This window comes from Stutzerimonas sp. KH-1, from assembly GCF_054483855.1.
Genome location: NZ_CM137011.1, coordinates 3695429 through 3709897, shown reverse-complemented (window position 1 = coordinate 3709897; position 14469 = coordinate 3695429). Strand labels below are relative to the sequence as shown.

The 14469-nt window shown below is 65.7% G+C and carries 15 protein-coding genes; 10 read left to right on the top strand and 5 right to left on the bottom strand.

All coding sequences use genetic code 11. From position 1 onward, the window contains the following. The first annotated feature begins 6 nt into the window (after positions 1-6). The 4 genes from phnL to phnP all read left to right on the top strand — a co-directional run bounded on the left by phnL (position 7) and on the right by phnP (position 3239). A complete protein-coding gene (phnL, locus tag ACX1DW_RS17855; RefSeq protein WP_458992038.1) occupies positions 7-711 on the top strand; it encodes a phosphonate C-P lyase system protein PhnL in 705 nt (234 codons plus the stop codon). Next, positions 701-1846, top strand: coding sequence for an alpha-D-ribose 1-methylphosphonate 5-triphosphate diphosphatase (locus ACX1DW_RS17850; protein ID WP_458992037.1), 1146 nt, complete (start codon positions 701-703; stop codon positions 1844-1846). Before phnL ends, ACX1DW_RS17850 begins: the two co-directional genes overlap by 11 nt. A 98-nt stretch (positions 1847-1944) precedes the next feature. Further along, positions 1945-2499 (top strand): phosphonate metabolism protein/1,5-bisphosphokinase (PRPP-forming) PhnN, encoded by a 555-nt coding sequence (gene phnN, locus ACX1DW_RS17845; protein WP_458992036.1) that lies wholly within the window; start codon positions 1945-1947, stop codon positions 2497-2499. After that, positions 2490-3239 carry a phosphonate metabolism protein PhnP gene (gene phnP / locus ACX1DW_RS17840; protein WP_458992035.1) on the top strand — a complete coding sequence of 250 codons (750 nt, stop codon included), beginning with the start codon at positions 2490-2492 and terminating at the stop codon, positions 3237-3239. Before phnN ends, phnP begins: the two co-directional genes overlap by 10 nt. A gap of 286 nt (positions 3240-3525) precedes the next feature. On the opposite strand, the gene ACX1DW_RS17835 is transcribed toward phnP, so the two are convergent. Beyond that, entirely contained in the window at positions 3526-3768 is a 243-nt protein-coding gene (locus ACX1DW_RS17835) for a hypothetical protein (RefSeq protein WP_063540180.1), read from the bottom strand. Positions 3769-3839: 71 nt separating this feature from the next. Further along, the gene (locus ACX1DW_RS17830; protein WP_017244205.1) at positions 3840-4268 is read right to left on the bottom strand and encodes a DNA methylase; all 429 of its coding nucleotides are present in this window, start codon (positions 4266-4268) and stop codon (positions 3840-3842) included. A 371-nt stretch (positions 4269-4639) separates the two neighbouring features. Between ACX1DW_RS17830 and ACX1DW_RS17825 the strand changes: the two genes are divergently transcribed. The 3 genes from ACX1DW_RS17825 (at position 4640) to ACX1DW_RS17815 (ending at position 8162) form a co-directional block, all read left to right on the top strand. Further along, complete coding sequence (locus tag ACX1DW_RS17825) at positions 4640-5593, top strand: TAXI family TRAP transporter solute-binding subunit (protein ID WP_011915125.1); 954 nt, start codon at positions 4640-4642, stop codon at positions 5591-5593. Between the two features lie 137 nt (positions 5594-5730). Further along, positions 5731-7758, top strand: a complete 2028-nt coding sequence (locus ACX1DW_RS17820) for a TRAP transporter permease (RefSeq protein ID WP_267931538.1) — start codon at positions 5731-5733, stop codon at positions 7756-7758. Continuing rightward, positions 7755-8162 carry a DUF1850 domain-containing protein gene (locus tag ACX1DW_RS17815; protein WP_267931539.1) on the top strand — a complete coding sequence of 136 codons (408 nt, stop codon included), beginning with the start codon at positions 7755-7757 and terminating at the stop codon, positions 8160-8162. The genes ACX1DW_RS17820 and ACX1DW_RS17815 overlap by 4 nt, the downstream gene beginning before the upstream one ends. A 947-nt stretch (positions 8163-9109) precedes the next feature. On the opposite strand, the gene ACX1DW_RS17810 is transcribed toward ACX1DW_RS17815, so the two are convergent. From ACX1DW_RS17810 to ACX1DW_RS17800, 3 genes are all read right to left on the bottom strand, one after another. Beyond that, the gene (locus tag ACX1DW_RS17810; protein ID WP_267931540.1) at positions 9110-9832 is read right to left on the bottom strand and encodes a ferritin-like domain-containing protein; all 723 of its coding nucleotides are present in this window, start codon (positions 9830-9832) and stop codon (positions 9110-9112) included. Between the two features lie 10 nt (positions 9833-9842). Continuing rightward, complete coding sequence (locus ACX1DW_RS17805; protein WP_267931541.1) at positions 9843-11012, bottom strand: hypothetical protein; 1170 nt, start codon at positions 11010-11012, stop codon at positions 9843-9845. 213 nt (positions 11013-11225) lie between these two features. Beyond that, positions 11226-12284, bottom strand: a complete 1059-nt coding sequence (locus ACX1DW_RS17800; RefSeq protein WP_458992034.1) for an aminopeptidase — start codon at positions 12282-12284, stop codon at positions 11226-11228. Between the two features lie 143 nt (positions 12285-12427). Between ACX1DW_RS17800 and ACX1DW_RS17795 the strand changes: the two genes are divergently transcribed. The 3 genes from ACX1DW_RS17795 (at position 12428) to ACX1DW_RS17785 (ending at position 14401) form a co-directional block, all read left to right on the top strand. Beyond that, a complete protein-coding gene (locus ACX1DW_RS17795; protein ID WP_019405990.1) occupies positions 12428-12853 on the top strand; it encodes a PA0061/PA0062 family lipoprotein in 426 nt (141 codons plus the stop codon). A 92-nt stretch (positions 12854-12945) separates the two neighbouring features. Continuing rightward, positions 12946-13362: a PA0061/PA0062 family lipoprotein gene (locus tag ACX1DW_RS17790; RefSeq protein ID WP_458992033.1), complete on the top strand. Its 417-nt coding sequence runs from the start codon at positions 12946-12948 to the stop codon at positions 13360-13362. Between the two features lie 40 nt (positions 13363-13402). Then, positions 13403-14401 carry an LLM class flavin-dependent oxidoreductase gene (locus ACX1DW_RS17785; RefSeq protein ID WP_458992032.1) on the top strand — a complete coding sequence of 333 codons (999 nt, stop codon included), beginning with the start codon at positions 13403-13405 and terminating at the stop codon, positions 14399-14401. The last annotated feature ends 68 nt before the right edge of the window (positions 14402-14469 follow it).

Below are 14469 nucleotides of genomic sequence, written 5' to 3'. Positions count from 1 at the left end.
TCCGTCATGACGAACCTGATCGAGGTCCGTGACCTCGCCAAGACCTTCACCCTGCACCAGCAGCACGGCGTCCGCCTGCAGGTGCTGCGCGGGCTGAACTTCACCGTCGCCGCCGGCGAATGCCTGGTGCTGCACGGCCAGTCGGGTGCCGGCAAGTCGACCCTGCTGCGCACGCTGTACGGCAACTACCTGCCGGCCGGCGGCAGCATCCGTATCCGCCACGCCGGCGACTGGCTGGAGCTGGTCGGCGCCGAACCGCGCCAGGTACTCGCGGTGCGCCGGCAGACGCTGGGCTACGTCAGCCAGTTCCTGCGGGTGATCCCGCGGGTGCCGGCGCTCGAGGTGGTGATGGAACCGGCGCTGGCGCGCGGCTGGACGCGTGTCGATGCCGAGGCGCGGGCCAAGGCGCTGCTGACCCGGCTGAACATTCCCGAACGGCTCTGGCAGCTGGCCCCCGGGACCTTTTCCGGCGGCGAGCAGCAGCGGGTCAACCTGGCGCGCGGCTTCATGGTGGGCTGGCCGGTGATGCTGCTCGACGAACCCACCGCCTCGCTGGACGAAGCCAACGCCCGCGTGGTGCTGGAACTGATCGACGAAGCCAAGACCGCCGGCAGCGCGCTGATCGGCATCTTCCATGACCGCGCGATCCGCGAGGCAGTCGCCGACCGCTATCTGGACATGACGCAGGAGGACCTGGCCCATGCCAGCTGAACAGATACTCAGCAACGCCCGCCTGGTGCTGGCCGATCAGGTGATCCATGGCAGCCTGCTGATCCGCGACGGCCTGATCGCCGACATCAGCGAAGGCGCCAGCAACCTGCAACAGGCCCAGGACCTGGGCGGCGACCTGCTGCTGCCGGGGCTGGTGGAACTGCACACCGACAACCTGGAAAAGCACATGAGCCCGCGTCCCGGCGTGGACTGGCCGTCCGCCTCGGCGGTGCTGACCCATGACGCGCAGATCGTCGCCGCCGGCATCACCACGGTGTTCGATGCGCTGTCGATCGGCGACATCAATCCCAAGGGCAAGCGCATGCAGCAGCTCGGCGTAATGCTCGAGGCCATCGCCGAGGCCGAGGCGGCCGGGCAGACCCGCGCCGAACACCGCCTGCACCTGCGCTGCGAAGTCAGCCATCCGCAATGCCTGGAGCTGTTCCGCGAGCTGGTCGAGCAGCCGCTGGTGCAGCTGGTCTCGGTGATGGACCACGCGCCGGGCCAGCGCCAGTTCGCGCGCATGGAGAAGTACCGCGAGTACTACATGGGCAAGTACCACCTGAGTCCCGCGGAGATGGATGCCTTCGTCAGCGAGCAGCTGGCCAACTCGGCGCGGCACAGCGACCAGCAGCGCGCCGCCATCGTCGACATCTGCCGCAGCCGCGACCTGGCGCTGGCCAGCCACGACGATGCGACGCTCGATCATGTCGAGGAATCGGCCGGCTACGGCATGGCCATCGCCGAATTCCCGACCACCTTCGAAGCCGCCGAGGCCAGCCACGCGCGCGGGCTGAAGGTGCTGATGGGCGCGCCGAACATCGTCCGTGGCGGCTCGCACTCGGGCAATATCGCCGCTGCCGATCTGGCCCGGCGTGGCGTGCTGGACATCCTCTCCAGCGACTACTACCCGGCCAGCCTGCTGCAGGCCGCGCTGGGCCTGGCAGAGCAGGACAACGGCTACGACCTGCCGCGCGCCATCGCCACCGTCAGCCTGGCGCCGGCACGCGCGGCCGGGCTGGATGATCGCGGCGAGATCGCCGTCGGGCTGCGCGCCGACCTGGTCCAGGCGCAGGTGCACAAGGGCCAGCCGGTGATCGGCCAGGTCTGGCGCCAGGGCCGGCGGGTGTTCTGATGGCGCACTCCGATAAAGCTGACAAGGCGCCAGCAGGTAGCGCGGCTGGCTCTATACTGCCTGCCACTGCGCTGGCTTCGATGATCGGGAGTAACCCCATGAAAGGCCGCTTGATTTACCTGATCGGCCCCTCCGGGGCCGGCAAGGACAGTCTGCTCGACGCCGCACGCGCAGCGCTCGCCGAGCGTGGCGTGCGCATCGCCCGGCGGGTCATCACCCGCTCGGCAGAAGCCATCGGCGAGGCCGCGCAGGCGGTGAGTCCAGAGCAGTTCGAGTGCCTGGAGGCCGAGCAGGCCTTCGCCCTCAGCTGGCGCGCCAACGGGCTGGCCTACGGCATCCCTGCCGAGATCGACGACTGGCTGACGGCCGGCGAGGATGTGCTGGTCAACGGCTCGCGCGGCTATCTGCCCGAGGCGCGGCGGCGCTATCCGAACCTGCTGGCGGTGCTGCTGAGCGTCGAGCAGGACGTGCTGCGCGAGCGCCTGCTGACCCGTGGCCGGGAAACGCCCGAGCAGATCGAGGCGCGCCTGGCACGCAATGCGCTGTTCAGTGGCGAACTGGACGACTACATCCGCCTGGACAATTCCGCCTCGCTGGAGCGCAGCGTCGAGCGCCTGCTGCAGCTGCTCGACGAGCACCGCCAATGCGGCTGACCCTGCTGGGCACCGGCGGCGCCGCGCAGGTGCCGGTGTACAACTGCGCCTGTCCGGCCTGCCGCGCCGCGCAGCTCGACCCGAGTCGCCGCCGCCGTGCCTGTTCGGCACTGGTGGACTGCGGCGACCAGCGTTGGTTGCTCGACAGCGGCCTGCCGGACCTCTGTGAGCGCTTCGCACCGGGCAGCTTCAACGGCATCCTGCAGACCCATTACCACGCCGACCATGCCCAGGGCCTGCTGCAACTGCGCTGGGGCGTGGGACTGCGCATCCCGGTGCACGGCCCGGACGATCCCGAAGGCCTCGCCGACCTCTACAAGCATCCCGGCATCCTCGATTTCAGCGAGCCGTTCGCCGCCTTCGAACAACGCATGCTCGGCACGCTGCGGGTCACGGCGCTGCCACTGGTGCACTCGAGACCCACCTTCGGCTACCTGCTGGAAGGTCACGGGCGCCGTATCGCCTACCTCACCGACACCGTCGGCCTGCCGGACAGCACGCGCGAACTGCTGCAGGACACCGCGCTGGATGTGCTGGTGCTGGACTGCTCAACACCGCCGCGCGACGCGCCACCGCGCAACCACAACGACCTGACCCGTGCGCTGCAGAGCATCGACGACCTGCAGCCGGCGCAAGCCGTGCTGACCCATATCGGCCATGAGCTGGATGCCTGGTTCATGCAGGCGTCGCGGGAACTGCCGGACAACGTGTGCCTGGCGTACGACGGGATGACGCTCTAGCGCAGCTTGCCACCACCACCGGCGAGGAGCGACGAAATACCGAGCAGCCTCTGGCAACGCGTGGAAAACGCTGCGCGGTTTTCCACCCTACCGATGGCGATGGCGATGGCGATGGCGATGGCGATGGCGATGGCGATGGGAGCGTAGGGTGGATAACGCGAAGCTTATCCACCATGGGTCCGTTGCATGGCGAAACCTCGGGCAGGGCCTCCGACGCGTGGAAAACGCTTTGCGGTTTTCCACCCTACGGCCATGAAGCATGGAGCGGATTCCGGGCTGACGCCGGCTAGCGCCCCGGCTGCGGGCGGAAACCCGGCACGCTGCTCGGGCGTTCGACCCGCGCGGCCGGCATGCTGCAGTTGAGGTCACGGAACGGGCGGCCGTCGAGTTTCTGCCAACCCTCGCCCGGTGAGGTCTGGCGGCAAATGATGGTGCCGTCGACTTTGCTCTGCCATTGGTAATAGGGCGCCGGCGCGGCGCTGGCGGCGATGGGCAGGAACAGACTAAGGACGAGCAGAACGATGCGCATGGCGGACTTCGGCGTTGCGATGGCGCCACTCTAACCCTTCGCCCGCGCTACGCAAGTGCCGTCCGGCGCGCTCAGTACCAGACCCTGGCGGCCTCGCGCATGAAGATTTCCACGGTCTTCGGCCCGATCCCCTCGAATTCCGCCAGCCGCCGTTCCAGGTCCTTGCGGTTCTCGCTGAGTTCATGGATGCGCCCGAGCTTGCCGCCATATTCCTGGTTGAGCTTCTCGCAGAGCTTGAGCAGCCGCTCGGCGGTGGACTCGTCGTAGCGTACGTAGTGTCCTTCACCGAGCATGTCCACCAGTTGCTGCCAGCTGCAGTTGCCCAGTTTGCGCGGCGTATCGCGCTTGTGCTTGTCGACGATCACGCGATACGCCTCGGCGGCGATGTCCTGCTGGATGCGCTTGCCGAACAGAAAGCTGGCGAGAAACCACTTGAACAGCGCGTGCTCACCGTCACTCATGTCGATGCCCAGATCCTTGGCGCTGATTTCCGCACTCATGGCGAGCCCTCCATCGAACGATTCGTCTGCATTCGAAGCCCACGCGCCAGGCAAGTTTCGCGCTCACTTCCGCCCCGATAAGCGGTTTCTTGCCGAGACCTCTCATCGCATAGGCGGATTTTTGCCTATCACCCCTGTCCATGCAGGCAGCAGCCCTTGTAGCAGGGGCTATGCGTGCCTGGCACGGCTTCTGCTACTAGCAATCTGCTCGATGCGATTCCAACGACAAGAAGAGCTGCCAGCGATATCCATCCCTCCGGACTCCCCGGTGTCATCGCCCCTCTGCTTGCTCGTCTGGCGCGTTCTCGAACGCGGCATCGTCTATCGTCAACATGCTGCGTCAACCAATAAAAACGAAACGGAGATCCACCATGAGACTGACCAAACGCCTGGGCCTGCTCGCTGCCGCTGCGGCCTTCACCGCCAGCACCGCGGCCGTCGCTGCGCCGACCTTCATCAACATCCTCACCGGCGGCACCAGCGGTGTGTACTACCCGATCGGCGTGGCCCTGTCGCAGCAGTACAACAAGATCGATGGCGCCAAGACTTCCGTGCAGGCCACCAAGGCTTCGGTGGAAAACCTCAACCTGCTGCAGGCCGGCCGTGGCGAACTGGCCTTCTCCCTGGGTGACTCGGTGGCCGACGCCTGGAACGGTGTCGAGGACGCCGGCTTCAAGGCTCCGCTCAAGCGCCTGCGCGCCATCGCCGGTACCTACAACAACTACATCCAGATCGTTGCCAGCGAAGAGTCCGGCATCAAGACTCTGGAAGACCTCAAGGGCAAGCGCATCTCCGTCGGCGCGCCGAAGTCCGGCACCGAGCTGAACGCCCGCGCGATCTTCAAGGCCGCCGGCCTGAGCTACGAGGACATGGGCCGCGTCGAGTTCCTGCCCTACGCCGAGTCGGTCGAGCTGATCAAGAACCGCCAGCTGGACGCCACCCTGCAGTCCTCGGGCCTGGGCATGGCCGCCATCCGCGACCTGGCCAGCACCATGCCGGTGACCTTCGTCGAGATTCCGGCCGCCGTGGTCGAGAAGATCGAGAGCGACGCCTATCAGGCCGGCGTGATTCCGGCCGGCACCTACGACGGTCAGGATGCCGATGTGCCGACCGTGGCCATCACCAACATCCTGGTCAGCCATGAGAAGGTCTCCGACGAAGTGGCCTACCAGATGACCAAGCTGATGTTCGACAACCTGTCGGCCCTGGGCAACGCCCACTCCGCCGCCAAGGACATCAAGCTGGAAAACGCCACCAAGAACCTGCCGATCCCGCTGCACCCGGGCGCCGAGCGCTTCTACAAGGAAGCCGGGGTTCTCAAGTAACCCAGCGCTGACAGACGGGCGGAGCGGGCCCTGCGGCCTGCTCCAGCCCGCATCCTTGTAGCAGCAGGCTTGCCCGCGTTGCCTCGTTGGCAAGCCTGCTTCTACAGGCCCCCACCTTGCAGTGAGAGAGTGATTCCATGAGCGAAAGCCAAGGGCTGCACGCCAGCCCCAGCGAATGGCCGAGGGCGCTGTTCTACGTCGCCCTGCTGTTCTCCATCTATCAGATCGTCACCGCCGCCTTTCACCCGGTGTCCAGCCAGGTGCTGCGCGCCGGTCACGTCGGCTTCCTGTTGCTGCTGGTGTTCCTCTGCTACCCGGCCCGCGGCAACGGCAAGCCGTTCCAGCCCGTGGCCTGGGTACTTGGCCTGGCCGGTTTCGCCACCTTCATCTACCAGTGGTATTTCGAGGCGGACCTGATCCAGCGCTCCGGCGACATGACCACCACCGACATGGTGGTCGGCCTGACGCTGATTGTGCTGGTCTTCGAGGCCGCCCGCCGGGTGATGGGCATCGCCCTGCCGATCATCTGCGGGCTGTTCCTCGCCTACGGCCTGCTCGGCGAATACCTGCCCGGTGATCTCGCGCACCGCGGCTATTACCTGGACCAGATCGTCAACCAGCTGTCGTTCGGCACCGAAGGCCTGTACGGCACGCCAACCTACGTTTCGGCGACCTACATCTTCCTGTTCATCCTGTTCGGCTCGTTCCTCGAGCAGGCGGGCATGATCAAGCTGTTCACCGACTTCGCCATGGGCCTGTTCGGCCACAAGCTGGGCGGCCCGGCCAAGGTGTCGGTGGTGTCCTCGGCATTGATGGGCACCATCACCGGTTCCGGCGTGGCCAACGTGGTCACCACCGGCCAGTTCACCATTCCGCTGATGAAGCGCTTCGGCTATCGCCCGGCCTTCGCCGGCGGCGTCGAGGCCACTTCCTCGATGGGCAGCCAGATCATGCCGCCGGTGATGGGCGCGGTGGCATTCATCATGGCCGAGACCATCAACGTGCCCTTCGTCGAGATCGCTAAGGCCGCGCTGATCCCCGCGCTGCTGTACTTCGGCTCGGTGTTCTGGATGGTCCATCTGGAAGCCAAGCGCGCCGGCCTCAAGGGCCTGCCGAAAGACGAGTGCCCGAGTGCCTGGGCTGCGGTCAAGGAACGCTGGTACCTGCTGATTCCGCTGCTGGTGCTGGTCTGGCTGCTGTTCTCCGGACGCACGCCGATGTTCGCCGGCACCATCGGCCTGGCGCTGACGGCGATCGTCATCCTCGGTTCGGCGATTATCCTCAAGGTGTCGTCGTTCGGCCTGCGCATCGCCTTCTGGATCGCCCTCGGCCTGCTCTGCGCCGGCTTCTTCCAGCTCGGCATCGGGGTGATCTTCGCGGTCATCGCCGCGCTGGTGGTGGTCTGCTGGTTCATCAAGGGCGGCCGCGACACCCTGGTGATCTGCCTGCACGCGCTGGTCGAAGGCGCGCGCCATGCGGTGCCGGTGGGTATCGCCTGCGCCCTGGTCGGAGTGATCATCGGCATCGTTTCGCTGACTGGCGTGGCCTCGACCTTCGCCGGCTACATCCTGGCCGTCGGCGAGAACAACCTGTTCCTCTCGCTGCTGCTGACCATGCTGACCTGCCTGGTGCTGGGCATGGGCATCCCGACCATTCCCAACTACATCATCACCAGCTCGATCGCCGCGCCCGCGCTGCTCGACCTCGGCGTGCCGCTGATCGTCTCGCACATGTTCGTCTTCTACTTCGGCATCATGGCCGACCTCACCCCGCCGGTGGCGCTGGCCTGCTTCGCCGCCGCGCCGATCGCCAAGGAGAAGGGCCTGAAGATCAGCATGTGGGCCATTCGCATCGCCATCGCCGGTTTCATCGTGCCGTTCATGGCGGTGTACAACCCGGCGCTGATGATGCAGGGCGGTGACTGGGCGGCCACGCTGTACATGCTGTTCAAGGCGGCCTTCGCCATCGGCCTGTGGGGCGCGGTGTTCACCGGCTACCTGCAGCGACCCATGGCACTGTGGGAGAAGTTGCTGGGCTTCGTCGCCGGTGCGGCGATGATCCTCGCCACACCGATGAGTGACGAGATCGGCTTCGCCCTCGGCGCGATCTTCCTCGCGCAGCACATCTGGCGCGCCCGCCGCGCCGAGCGTCTGGCGGCCGCATGATCGGTCTGTGCCTGGGGCTGGCAGGCGTGGTGTGGGCCGAAGTGCCCACCCCCGCCTTCACCCTGGCGTGGAACCACACGATCGAGAAGATCCGCTGGGAAGAGGATTACCGCGTGACGCCGGACGGGCTGCTGCTCGGCGAAGCGCGGGTCAAGGGTTCTGGTGCCGGGATGGAAATTCCGGATGACGCCGAACTGCGTGACGGGGCCTGGCACTACCAGCGCCAGATGCCAGCGTTGCCACTCCTGCGCCTGGGGCGAACCCCCGAGGCAGGGGATTACCAACTGTGTTTTGACCAGCGTTGCCACGCGATGAGCGAATGGCTCGGCCCGCCACAAGCGGACCAGCCGGCGCTGGAAGTCTGGGGCTGTACCGTGCAAGCGGCGAGTGTCGGGAACGATTGACCGGCTGGCCGGTGATCGTTGAGGAGGGGTGTTCGCGCAGGCGGCACCCCTTTTTCTTTGTTATCTGTTGTCTTCGGGCTAGCAGGCTGGGTGCGTTGGATGAACGTCTTTGCTTCATGGCTGTTGGCGAGTTGCCTGAAGGCTTGGTTTCGCCCTGCTGGGCGAGTCACTTTTTCCAAACGCCGAAAAAGTAACCAAAAACGCTTTGCCCCTGCATCCGGCCCTGCGCTTCGCTCCGGGTTCGCTCACTACGCCGCCGCTCCGAGGGTCGCCGTACAAGGGCCATCCATGGCCCTTTACGGCTCTCGCCGCATCCCTGCGGCTCGCCCCTCTGCGCGACGGCTCCGTTCACCCTCCTGAAGGGGCGTTTGGAGTCGCCTGGTAGGCTGTGCAAGATGAACAGATAGACCGATTTACCCGGCGTTCAGATGTTCACTTGGCTCCAAAGCTCCACGTTCATAAGCGCGGGCTCATCCCTCGTACTTGCATCAAGGGCGCGAACATCTCTACGGCATGCTCAGGCAGGAGCGTGGCCACCATCGTCCGCTTTACTTGGTTTCCTGTGCACACGCTATCAGGCGATGCCATTCGCCCCTTTCAGGAGGCCGAGTGGAATCGTTGCGGAGGGGAGCGAGCGGCATGGATGCCGCGAGAGGCGTAAAGGGCCATGGATGGCCCTTGTACGCCGGCCCCCGGAGCGACGATGGAACGAGGGAAGTCGAGCGCAGCGAGACCCGGATGGCAGGGGCAAAGCGTTTTTGCTTACTTTTTTCGCGACTGAAAAAAGTGAGTCGCCCAGCAGGGCGAAACCAAGCTCCCAAGCAGCTCGGAAATCGGCCACTACAAAAAGCCGATAATGCCCCTAACTCCGCATCAACCTTTCCGCGCCCAAAAAAAGACGCACACCCTTTCGATGGTGTGCGCCAAAGCGTCCCACTCGCACGCTATTACTTGGTCTGCATGATCAGATCCCGCCGCATCAGCGTCTTGATCTTCACCAGATGGTCGTCTTCCTGGGTCTTGGCCTTCGTAAAGCTATCGGCAATGTTCGGATGGCCCGCCGCCTGCGCCAGCTCGATCAGCAGTTCCCAGGCCGCATTGTCGGCCAGCTCCACGGTCAGAAGCGCATTCAGGCACTGGTCGACGTTGGTCCGCGGGTCGGTCAGCACGTTGACGATACCCAGGGCCATGGCCCCGACGACATCGGCACAAGGGGTCTGCGCGGTCGGGTCGGCGCCGAGGGTTTCGATCGCCTGGTGCACCAGCATCATGTGCTCGTGCTCCTCGTTGCGGATATGCGTGAGCGTGTCGACCAAGGCGGTGTCCGGCGTGTCGAGCGCCTTGACCTTGGCGATCATCGCCTCGTAGAGGCGTACCCCGTTGCGCTCGTAGGCCAGGCGTTCGCCCAGCTTGTCGAGAAACACCTCGGGGCTCTTGCCACGCATCATGTCGAAGCCGGTCTTGAGCATGCCCTTGGCCGAACCCGGCACCGGCACGGAGCCGATGCGGTCGGCCTCGGCGGCCCGTTCGGTGCGCTCGACCAGCATGCCGCGCTCATCGCCCGGCACGTCCGGGTGGATGTCGTTGACAGCGTCGAGCAGGCGCTTGGTGTCCTTCGGGGACATCTGCACGCCGGTGTAATTGGTACCTACTTTCGCTGCAGTAGCCATGTTCGTCTCCTCAGGAAGCCTTGCGCATCAGTTCGCCACCCGGCGCCCACTGGTAACCCGCCGAGACGATGTCCGAGGCGAGCCCTTCCGAGGCGAGGTGGTTGCGGTAATCGAGCGAGGACTGCGGCTCCTTGCCCTTGTCCACGTAGGCGGGGCCGGCGGTACGCAGGTTGACCTCGGCGGCCAGCACCTGGCGCACGAAATCGCGCTGGCTCTTGAACTCGACCATCTTCGGCAGCGGGCCGGCGAGGACCTCGGCCGGGTCGCGGCCTTCGAGCTTCTTGAACCATTCGCAGGCGACATTGAGGTGGCCCAGCTCATAGTCGAGGAAGCGCTCCCACATGGCCTTGATGCGCGGATTGGTCTCCTGCTCGGCGCAGCTGGCGTACATGTAGACTTCCATCGCCTCGTGCACCAGCCACTTCTCCATATGGCTTTCGCTGGGGTCGGAGAGCGCGCCGTACTGGGTCACGTGCTGCTCTTCCACCGAGGCGATCTCGGCATACAGCTGGCGCGCCAGCGGGTCGGCGAACAGCGGGCCGATGTTCATGTAGTAGTCGTGGGTCTGGTATTCCGCGCCGGTGATCAGCGCCGCGTGGATCTTGGTGATGAGCGCGGCGGAGTTCTTCTCGTAGTTGTCGCGGATGTCGTTTTCCGGATGACGATGGTGCTCCGATGTTTTCCGCCCGGGCACGATGTCGGTATAGCCCTGCAGGATGTTGTTGGCATCCTTGCCCTCGAGGCGATCGAGCATCGCCGAGTAGCGGTACAGGTGATCGAAGTCTTCCAGCAGGCCGAAGCGATAGGTCTGCGCCTGGTAAGGGTCGGGCTCGTTCTGCGCCACGGCGGCGGTCACCTCGATGGCCACCTGTTCGTAGGCGACGGTGGTTTCCAGCGGCGAGTGGTCGGCGCCGATCAGCCAGTTGACCATGGTTGCCTGGTGTTGCTCGACGCGGCGGATCTCGGCCAGCGGCAGGCGCAGCTCCTTGTTGAAGCGCGCAATGCCGTGCTTGAGGCGCAGGGCGTCGGTCTCGACGCCGTTCATGAGGATGATGCGCACACGGGTAAACGCATCGTCATCGAGTTTGCTGATTGGCTTGCCGGCCATTTCCTTCCATGTGAACTTCTGCTTCTCCAGTGGCGTGCCTTTGTTATCAAGAATTCCGGAAATGGTCTCCATGGAGCCTCCGTTGTCGTGGGTATCAGGCATGAGGGGATCGCCGCCGTATGGAATCGGCGACCTAGTAAAGAGGACCGGAGGGTTCGGAAAACGATTCGCACCGTTCAGCGGACAGGTGTATCGCAGCCGATGAACGGCAGATCGGGGATTTTCGACGCAAGAGCCATAACAGCACGTAACGCCCGCGGCAACAGGCCGCGCCGTTTCGCTTGTTCAGTTGGCCAGTTTTGAAAGTCTGGCTTCCCGCTCGTCGGCAGGCAGTTCCGTTAGCGCTGCGACCGCCTGGTGAAAGCGCGCCCAGCCCCGCCCGCACCGCTCGAACAACGCGGCAAATGCCGGCACCCAGCGGTCGTACAGGCCGAACGGCAAGAGCGTGGCGTTATTCAGCGGCTGGGCGAACCAGCGATCGAAGCGCCTATCGCCGCTCCACTGGCTGTCGCGCAGATGTCGATAGCGCTGACGCAGCGTCGCGAACTCGGCCTGCTTCAGCGCGCGCATCTCGCCTGGCGAGCGACCCGAGGCATACAGCCGGTCGAGACGCTGGCGCGTCTCGAGTAGCAGCTCAACCAGTTGTCGATAGCGTACCCGCGCCTGTTCATCCCGCTGCGGCAAGCCGCGATGCGCCCGCCACTGGCGCAGGCCCTCGCGCTCGACAAAGGTGGCGTAGGACTCGTTGAAGGCGGTGTCGCCGGGAAGATAGAGCTGCTGATGGGCCAGCTCGTGGAAGATCAGCGCCGCCAGCTGCTCGTCGTTGCGTCGCAGCATTGAGCTGAGCAGCGGATCGGCGAACCAGCCCAGCGTGGAATAGGCTTCGACACCCGCCACATGGGTATCCAGCCCCCTCAGCTGTAGCCGCGCTGCCTCGCCGCGGGCGGCACCCTGGCGGAAATAGCCGCGATAGGCGACGCAGCCGGCGATGGGAAAACAGTGCTCCAGCGGCTTGACCGAAAATTCCTCGGTGGCGAACAGATTCCACACCACATAAGGTCGGCCGAGTTCCGCGTAGAGCCGATAGCTGTCGTTGTCCGGCAGAGCCAGCGCCTGACTGCCGAAGCGGCGAGCCTGCAGTACCTCGCCCAGCCGTTGGCGCAATGCCGCATCGCGCGAGTCATCGGCGATCAGCGCCTCGATGGGTTCGCGCTGGTGCAGCAGCTCCAACTGGCCGGCGGCGAGCTGGCCGTAATAACTGCAACCATTCAGACAGACGGCAAGCAGCAGGGGAACCCAGCGCAGGCTGAGGCTGTCGATGGAGGCGGCGTTGGGCTTGGGCATCGGGTTACCGCTCGGTGGTCGGACTGGCGCCGGCGTGCGTAGCGCACCCTACAAAGGCCGTGCTGCCGATTGCAACCTGCGGCAGCCATCACGTCCTCAATCGAACCCTTGCCGGCCTCTGATTACCGGCTGGAGCCTTGTACATGCGCGGTTTCCTTCTCGTCACCCTGCTCGCCAGCCTGGCCGGCTGCTCCATGTGGATGCCCAAGCCCGATCCCGAGCAGGCCTGGGTCGAGCTCAACCCGAACGGCGAGACCCAGCTGCAGGCGGTCGCCGTGGACGGCAAGACGCTGGAGGACGATCGCTATTTCCAGGTCCCGCCCGGCAGCCGCAAGCTGGAGATGCGCTACCGCTTCGAGGTCAATGGCGCCAACGTCGGCCCCGGCAGCAACCCGCTGCCTCGCGACTGCAAGCTGACTCTGGAATACGACAAGTTCACTGCCGGGGCGCGTTATCGCCTGGTGGCCGGCGGCTATGGCTTCCGTCCCTGGGCCAAGCTCTACGACCAGCACCAGTACGTGCTGGCCCGCGCCGAGGAAAAGGGCTGCGGCGACCTCGCCGGCCGCTGAGTCCGCGTTGAAATGCGCCGTCATCTGGCGCACCCTCGCAGCATCGGTGAGGCGCAGCGCGTCTCACCCCGCCATTCGCCGAGGATCCAGCCATGCGTCGCGCACTCCCCCTCGTCCTGCCCGCCCTTCTCGCCCTGGCCGGCTGCGCCGGGCCATTGCCGCAACCCGACCCGAACATGGCCCGGGTCGACATGACCGCGCAGCCCAGCGATATCTTCATGTCCGACCAGCTGGACGGCAAACGCACCCCCGACGGCCGTTATTTCCAGGTCCCGCCGGGCGCCCATGAACTCGAGGCGCGCTACGAATTCGAAGTGACAGGGGGCGACTTCGGCCTGTTCGGCGAAACCCACACCATTCGCTGCACCCTTGTGATCCGCTACAACGACTTCCAACCCGGCCAGCGCTACCTGTTCCAGGCCCGCTCGCTGGGTTTCACCCCGCAAGGCTGGTTGCGCGACGAACAGCGCAACGTGCTGGTCGAGGCCAAGGCCGAGCATTGCCACTGAGCCCGCTCGCACCCGACCGCCTTACGTCATGAGGTAAACAATGTCCCGCATTGCAAACACCCGCTTCTCCGCTCTCGACCTGGCGCCGATCCGCGATGACGGCACGCCGGCACAGGCGCTGCACAATGCCCTGGCCCTGGCGCGTCACGTCGAGGGGCTCGGCTTCCAGCGCTTCTGGGTGGCCGAACACCACAACATGGACGGCATCGCCAGCGCCGCCACCGCGGTGCTGATCGGCTACCTGGCCGCCAACACCACGCGCATCCGCCTCGGCGCCGGCGGGGTGATGCTGCCGAACCACGCGCCGCTGGTGATCGCCGAACAGTTCGGCACGCTGGAAGCGCTCTATCCGGGCCGCATCGACCTCGGGCTCGGTCGCGCCCCCGGCGCCGATCAGTTCACCGCCCATGCACTGCGCCGCGACCGCATGGGCAGCGCCGACGACTTCCCCCAGGACGTCGAGGAGCTGGAGTTGCTGCTCGGTCCGCGCCAGCCCAATCAGCGCGTCATCGCCATGCCGGGAGTGAACAGCAACATACCGATCTGGCTGCTCGGCTCCAGCCTGTTCAGTGCCCAGCTGGCCGCGGCCAAGGGACTGCCCTACGCCTTCGCCTCGCACTTCGCGCCGCGCTACATGCATCAGGCGATCAAGCTCTACCGAGAAAACTTCAAGCCTTCGGCGGTGCTCGACACGCCCTACGTGATGCTCGGCGTGCCGCTGATCGCCGCCGACAGCGACGAGCAGGCCGAGTATCTGGTGACCAGCGTCTACCAGCGCATTCTCTCGCTGATCCGCGGACAGAGCCTGGTGCTGCGCCCGCCGGTGCAGAGCATGCAGGGCCTGTGGCTGCCGCATGAGCAGCAGGCCGTGGGCGACTTCCTCGGCCTGGCACTGATCGGCGGCCCGGAGAAGGTTCGCGCGCGTCTCGACGTGCTGCTGGAGCAGACCCAGGCCGACGAGCTGATCTTTACCTGCGACCTCTACGAAACCGCCGACCGCCATCGCGCCTTCGAGATCGTCGCCGAGCTGCGCCAGTAGATAGCCGGCCGCTGCCCTGACCGGCGGCGGCCTCACGCGGCACTGCCGGCGAACCCTGCCGCCGGCCA

Coding starts and splice junctions, on each gene's coding strand:
- phnL (WP_458992038.1), top strand. CDS start 7: ATGACGAACCTGATCGAGGTCCGTGACCTCGCCAAGACCTTCACCCTG.
- ACX1DW_RS17850 (WP_458992037.1), top strand. CDS start 701: ATGCCAGCTGAACAGATACTCAGCAACGCCCGCCTGGTGCTGGCCGAT.
- phnN (WP_458992036.1), top strand. CDS start 1,945: ATGAAAGGCCGCTTGATTTACCTGATCGGCCCCTCCGGGGCCGGCAAG.
- phnP (WP_458992035.1), top strand. CDS start 2,490: ATGCGGCTGACCCTGCTGGGCACCGGCGGCGCCGCGCAGGTGCCGGTG.
- ACX1DW_RS17835 (WP_063540180.1), bottom strand. CDS start 3,768: ATGCGCATCGTTCTGCTCGTCCTTAGTCTGTTCCTGCCCATCGCCGCC.
- ACX1DW_RS17830 (WP_017244205.1), bottom strand. CDS start 4,268: ATGAGTGCGGAAATCAGCGCCAAGGATCTGGGCATCGACATGAGTGAC.
- ACX1DW_RS17825 (WP_011915125.1), top strand. CDS start 4,640: ATGAGACTGACCAAACGCCTGGGCCTGCTCGCTGCCGCTGCGGCCTTC.
- ACX1DW_RS17820 (WP_267931538.1), top strand. CDS start 5,731: ATGAGCGAAAGCCAAGGGCTGCACGCCAGCCCCAGCGAATGGCCGAGG.
- ACX1DW_RS17815 (WP_267931539.1), top strand. CDS start 7,755: ATGATCGGTCTGTGCCTGGGGCTGGCAGGCGTGGTGTGGGCCGAAGTG.
- ACX1DW_RS17810 (WP_267931540.1), bottom strand. CDS start 9,832: ATGGCTACTGCAGCGAAAGTAGGTACCAATTACACCGGCGTGCAGATG.
- ACX1DW_RS17805 (WP_267931541.1), bottom strand. CDS start 11,012: ATGGAGACCATTTCCGGAATTCTTGATAACAAAGGCACGCCACTGGAG.
- ACX1DW_RS17800 (WP_458992034.1), bottom strand. CDS start 12,284: ATGCCCAAGCCCAACGCCGCCTCCATCGACAGCCTCAGCCTGCGCTGG.
- ACX1DW_RS17795 (WP_019405990.1), top strand. CDS start 12,428: ATGCGCGGTTTCCTTCTCGTCACCCTGCTCGCCAGCCTGGCCGGCTGC.
- ACX1DW_RS17790 (WP_458992033.1), top strand. CDS start 12,946: ATGCGTCGCGCACTCCCCCTCGTCCTGCCCGCCCTTCTCGCCCTGGCC.
- ACX1DW_RS17785 (WP_458992032.1), top strand. CDS start 13,403: ATGTCCCGCATTGCAAACACCCGCTTCTCCGCTCTCGACCTGGCGCCG.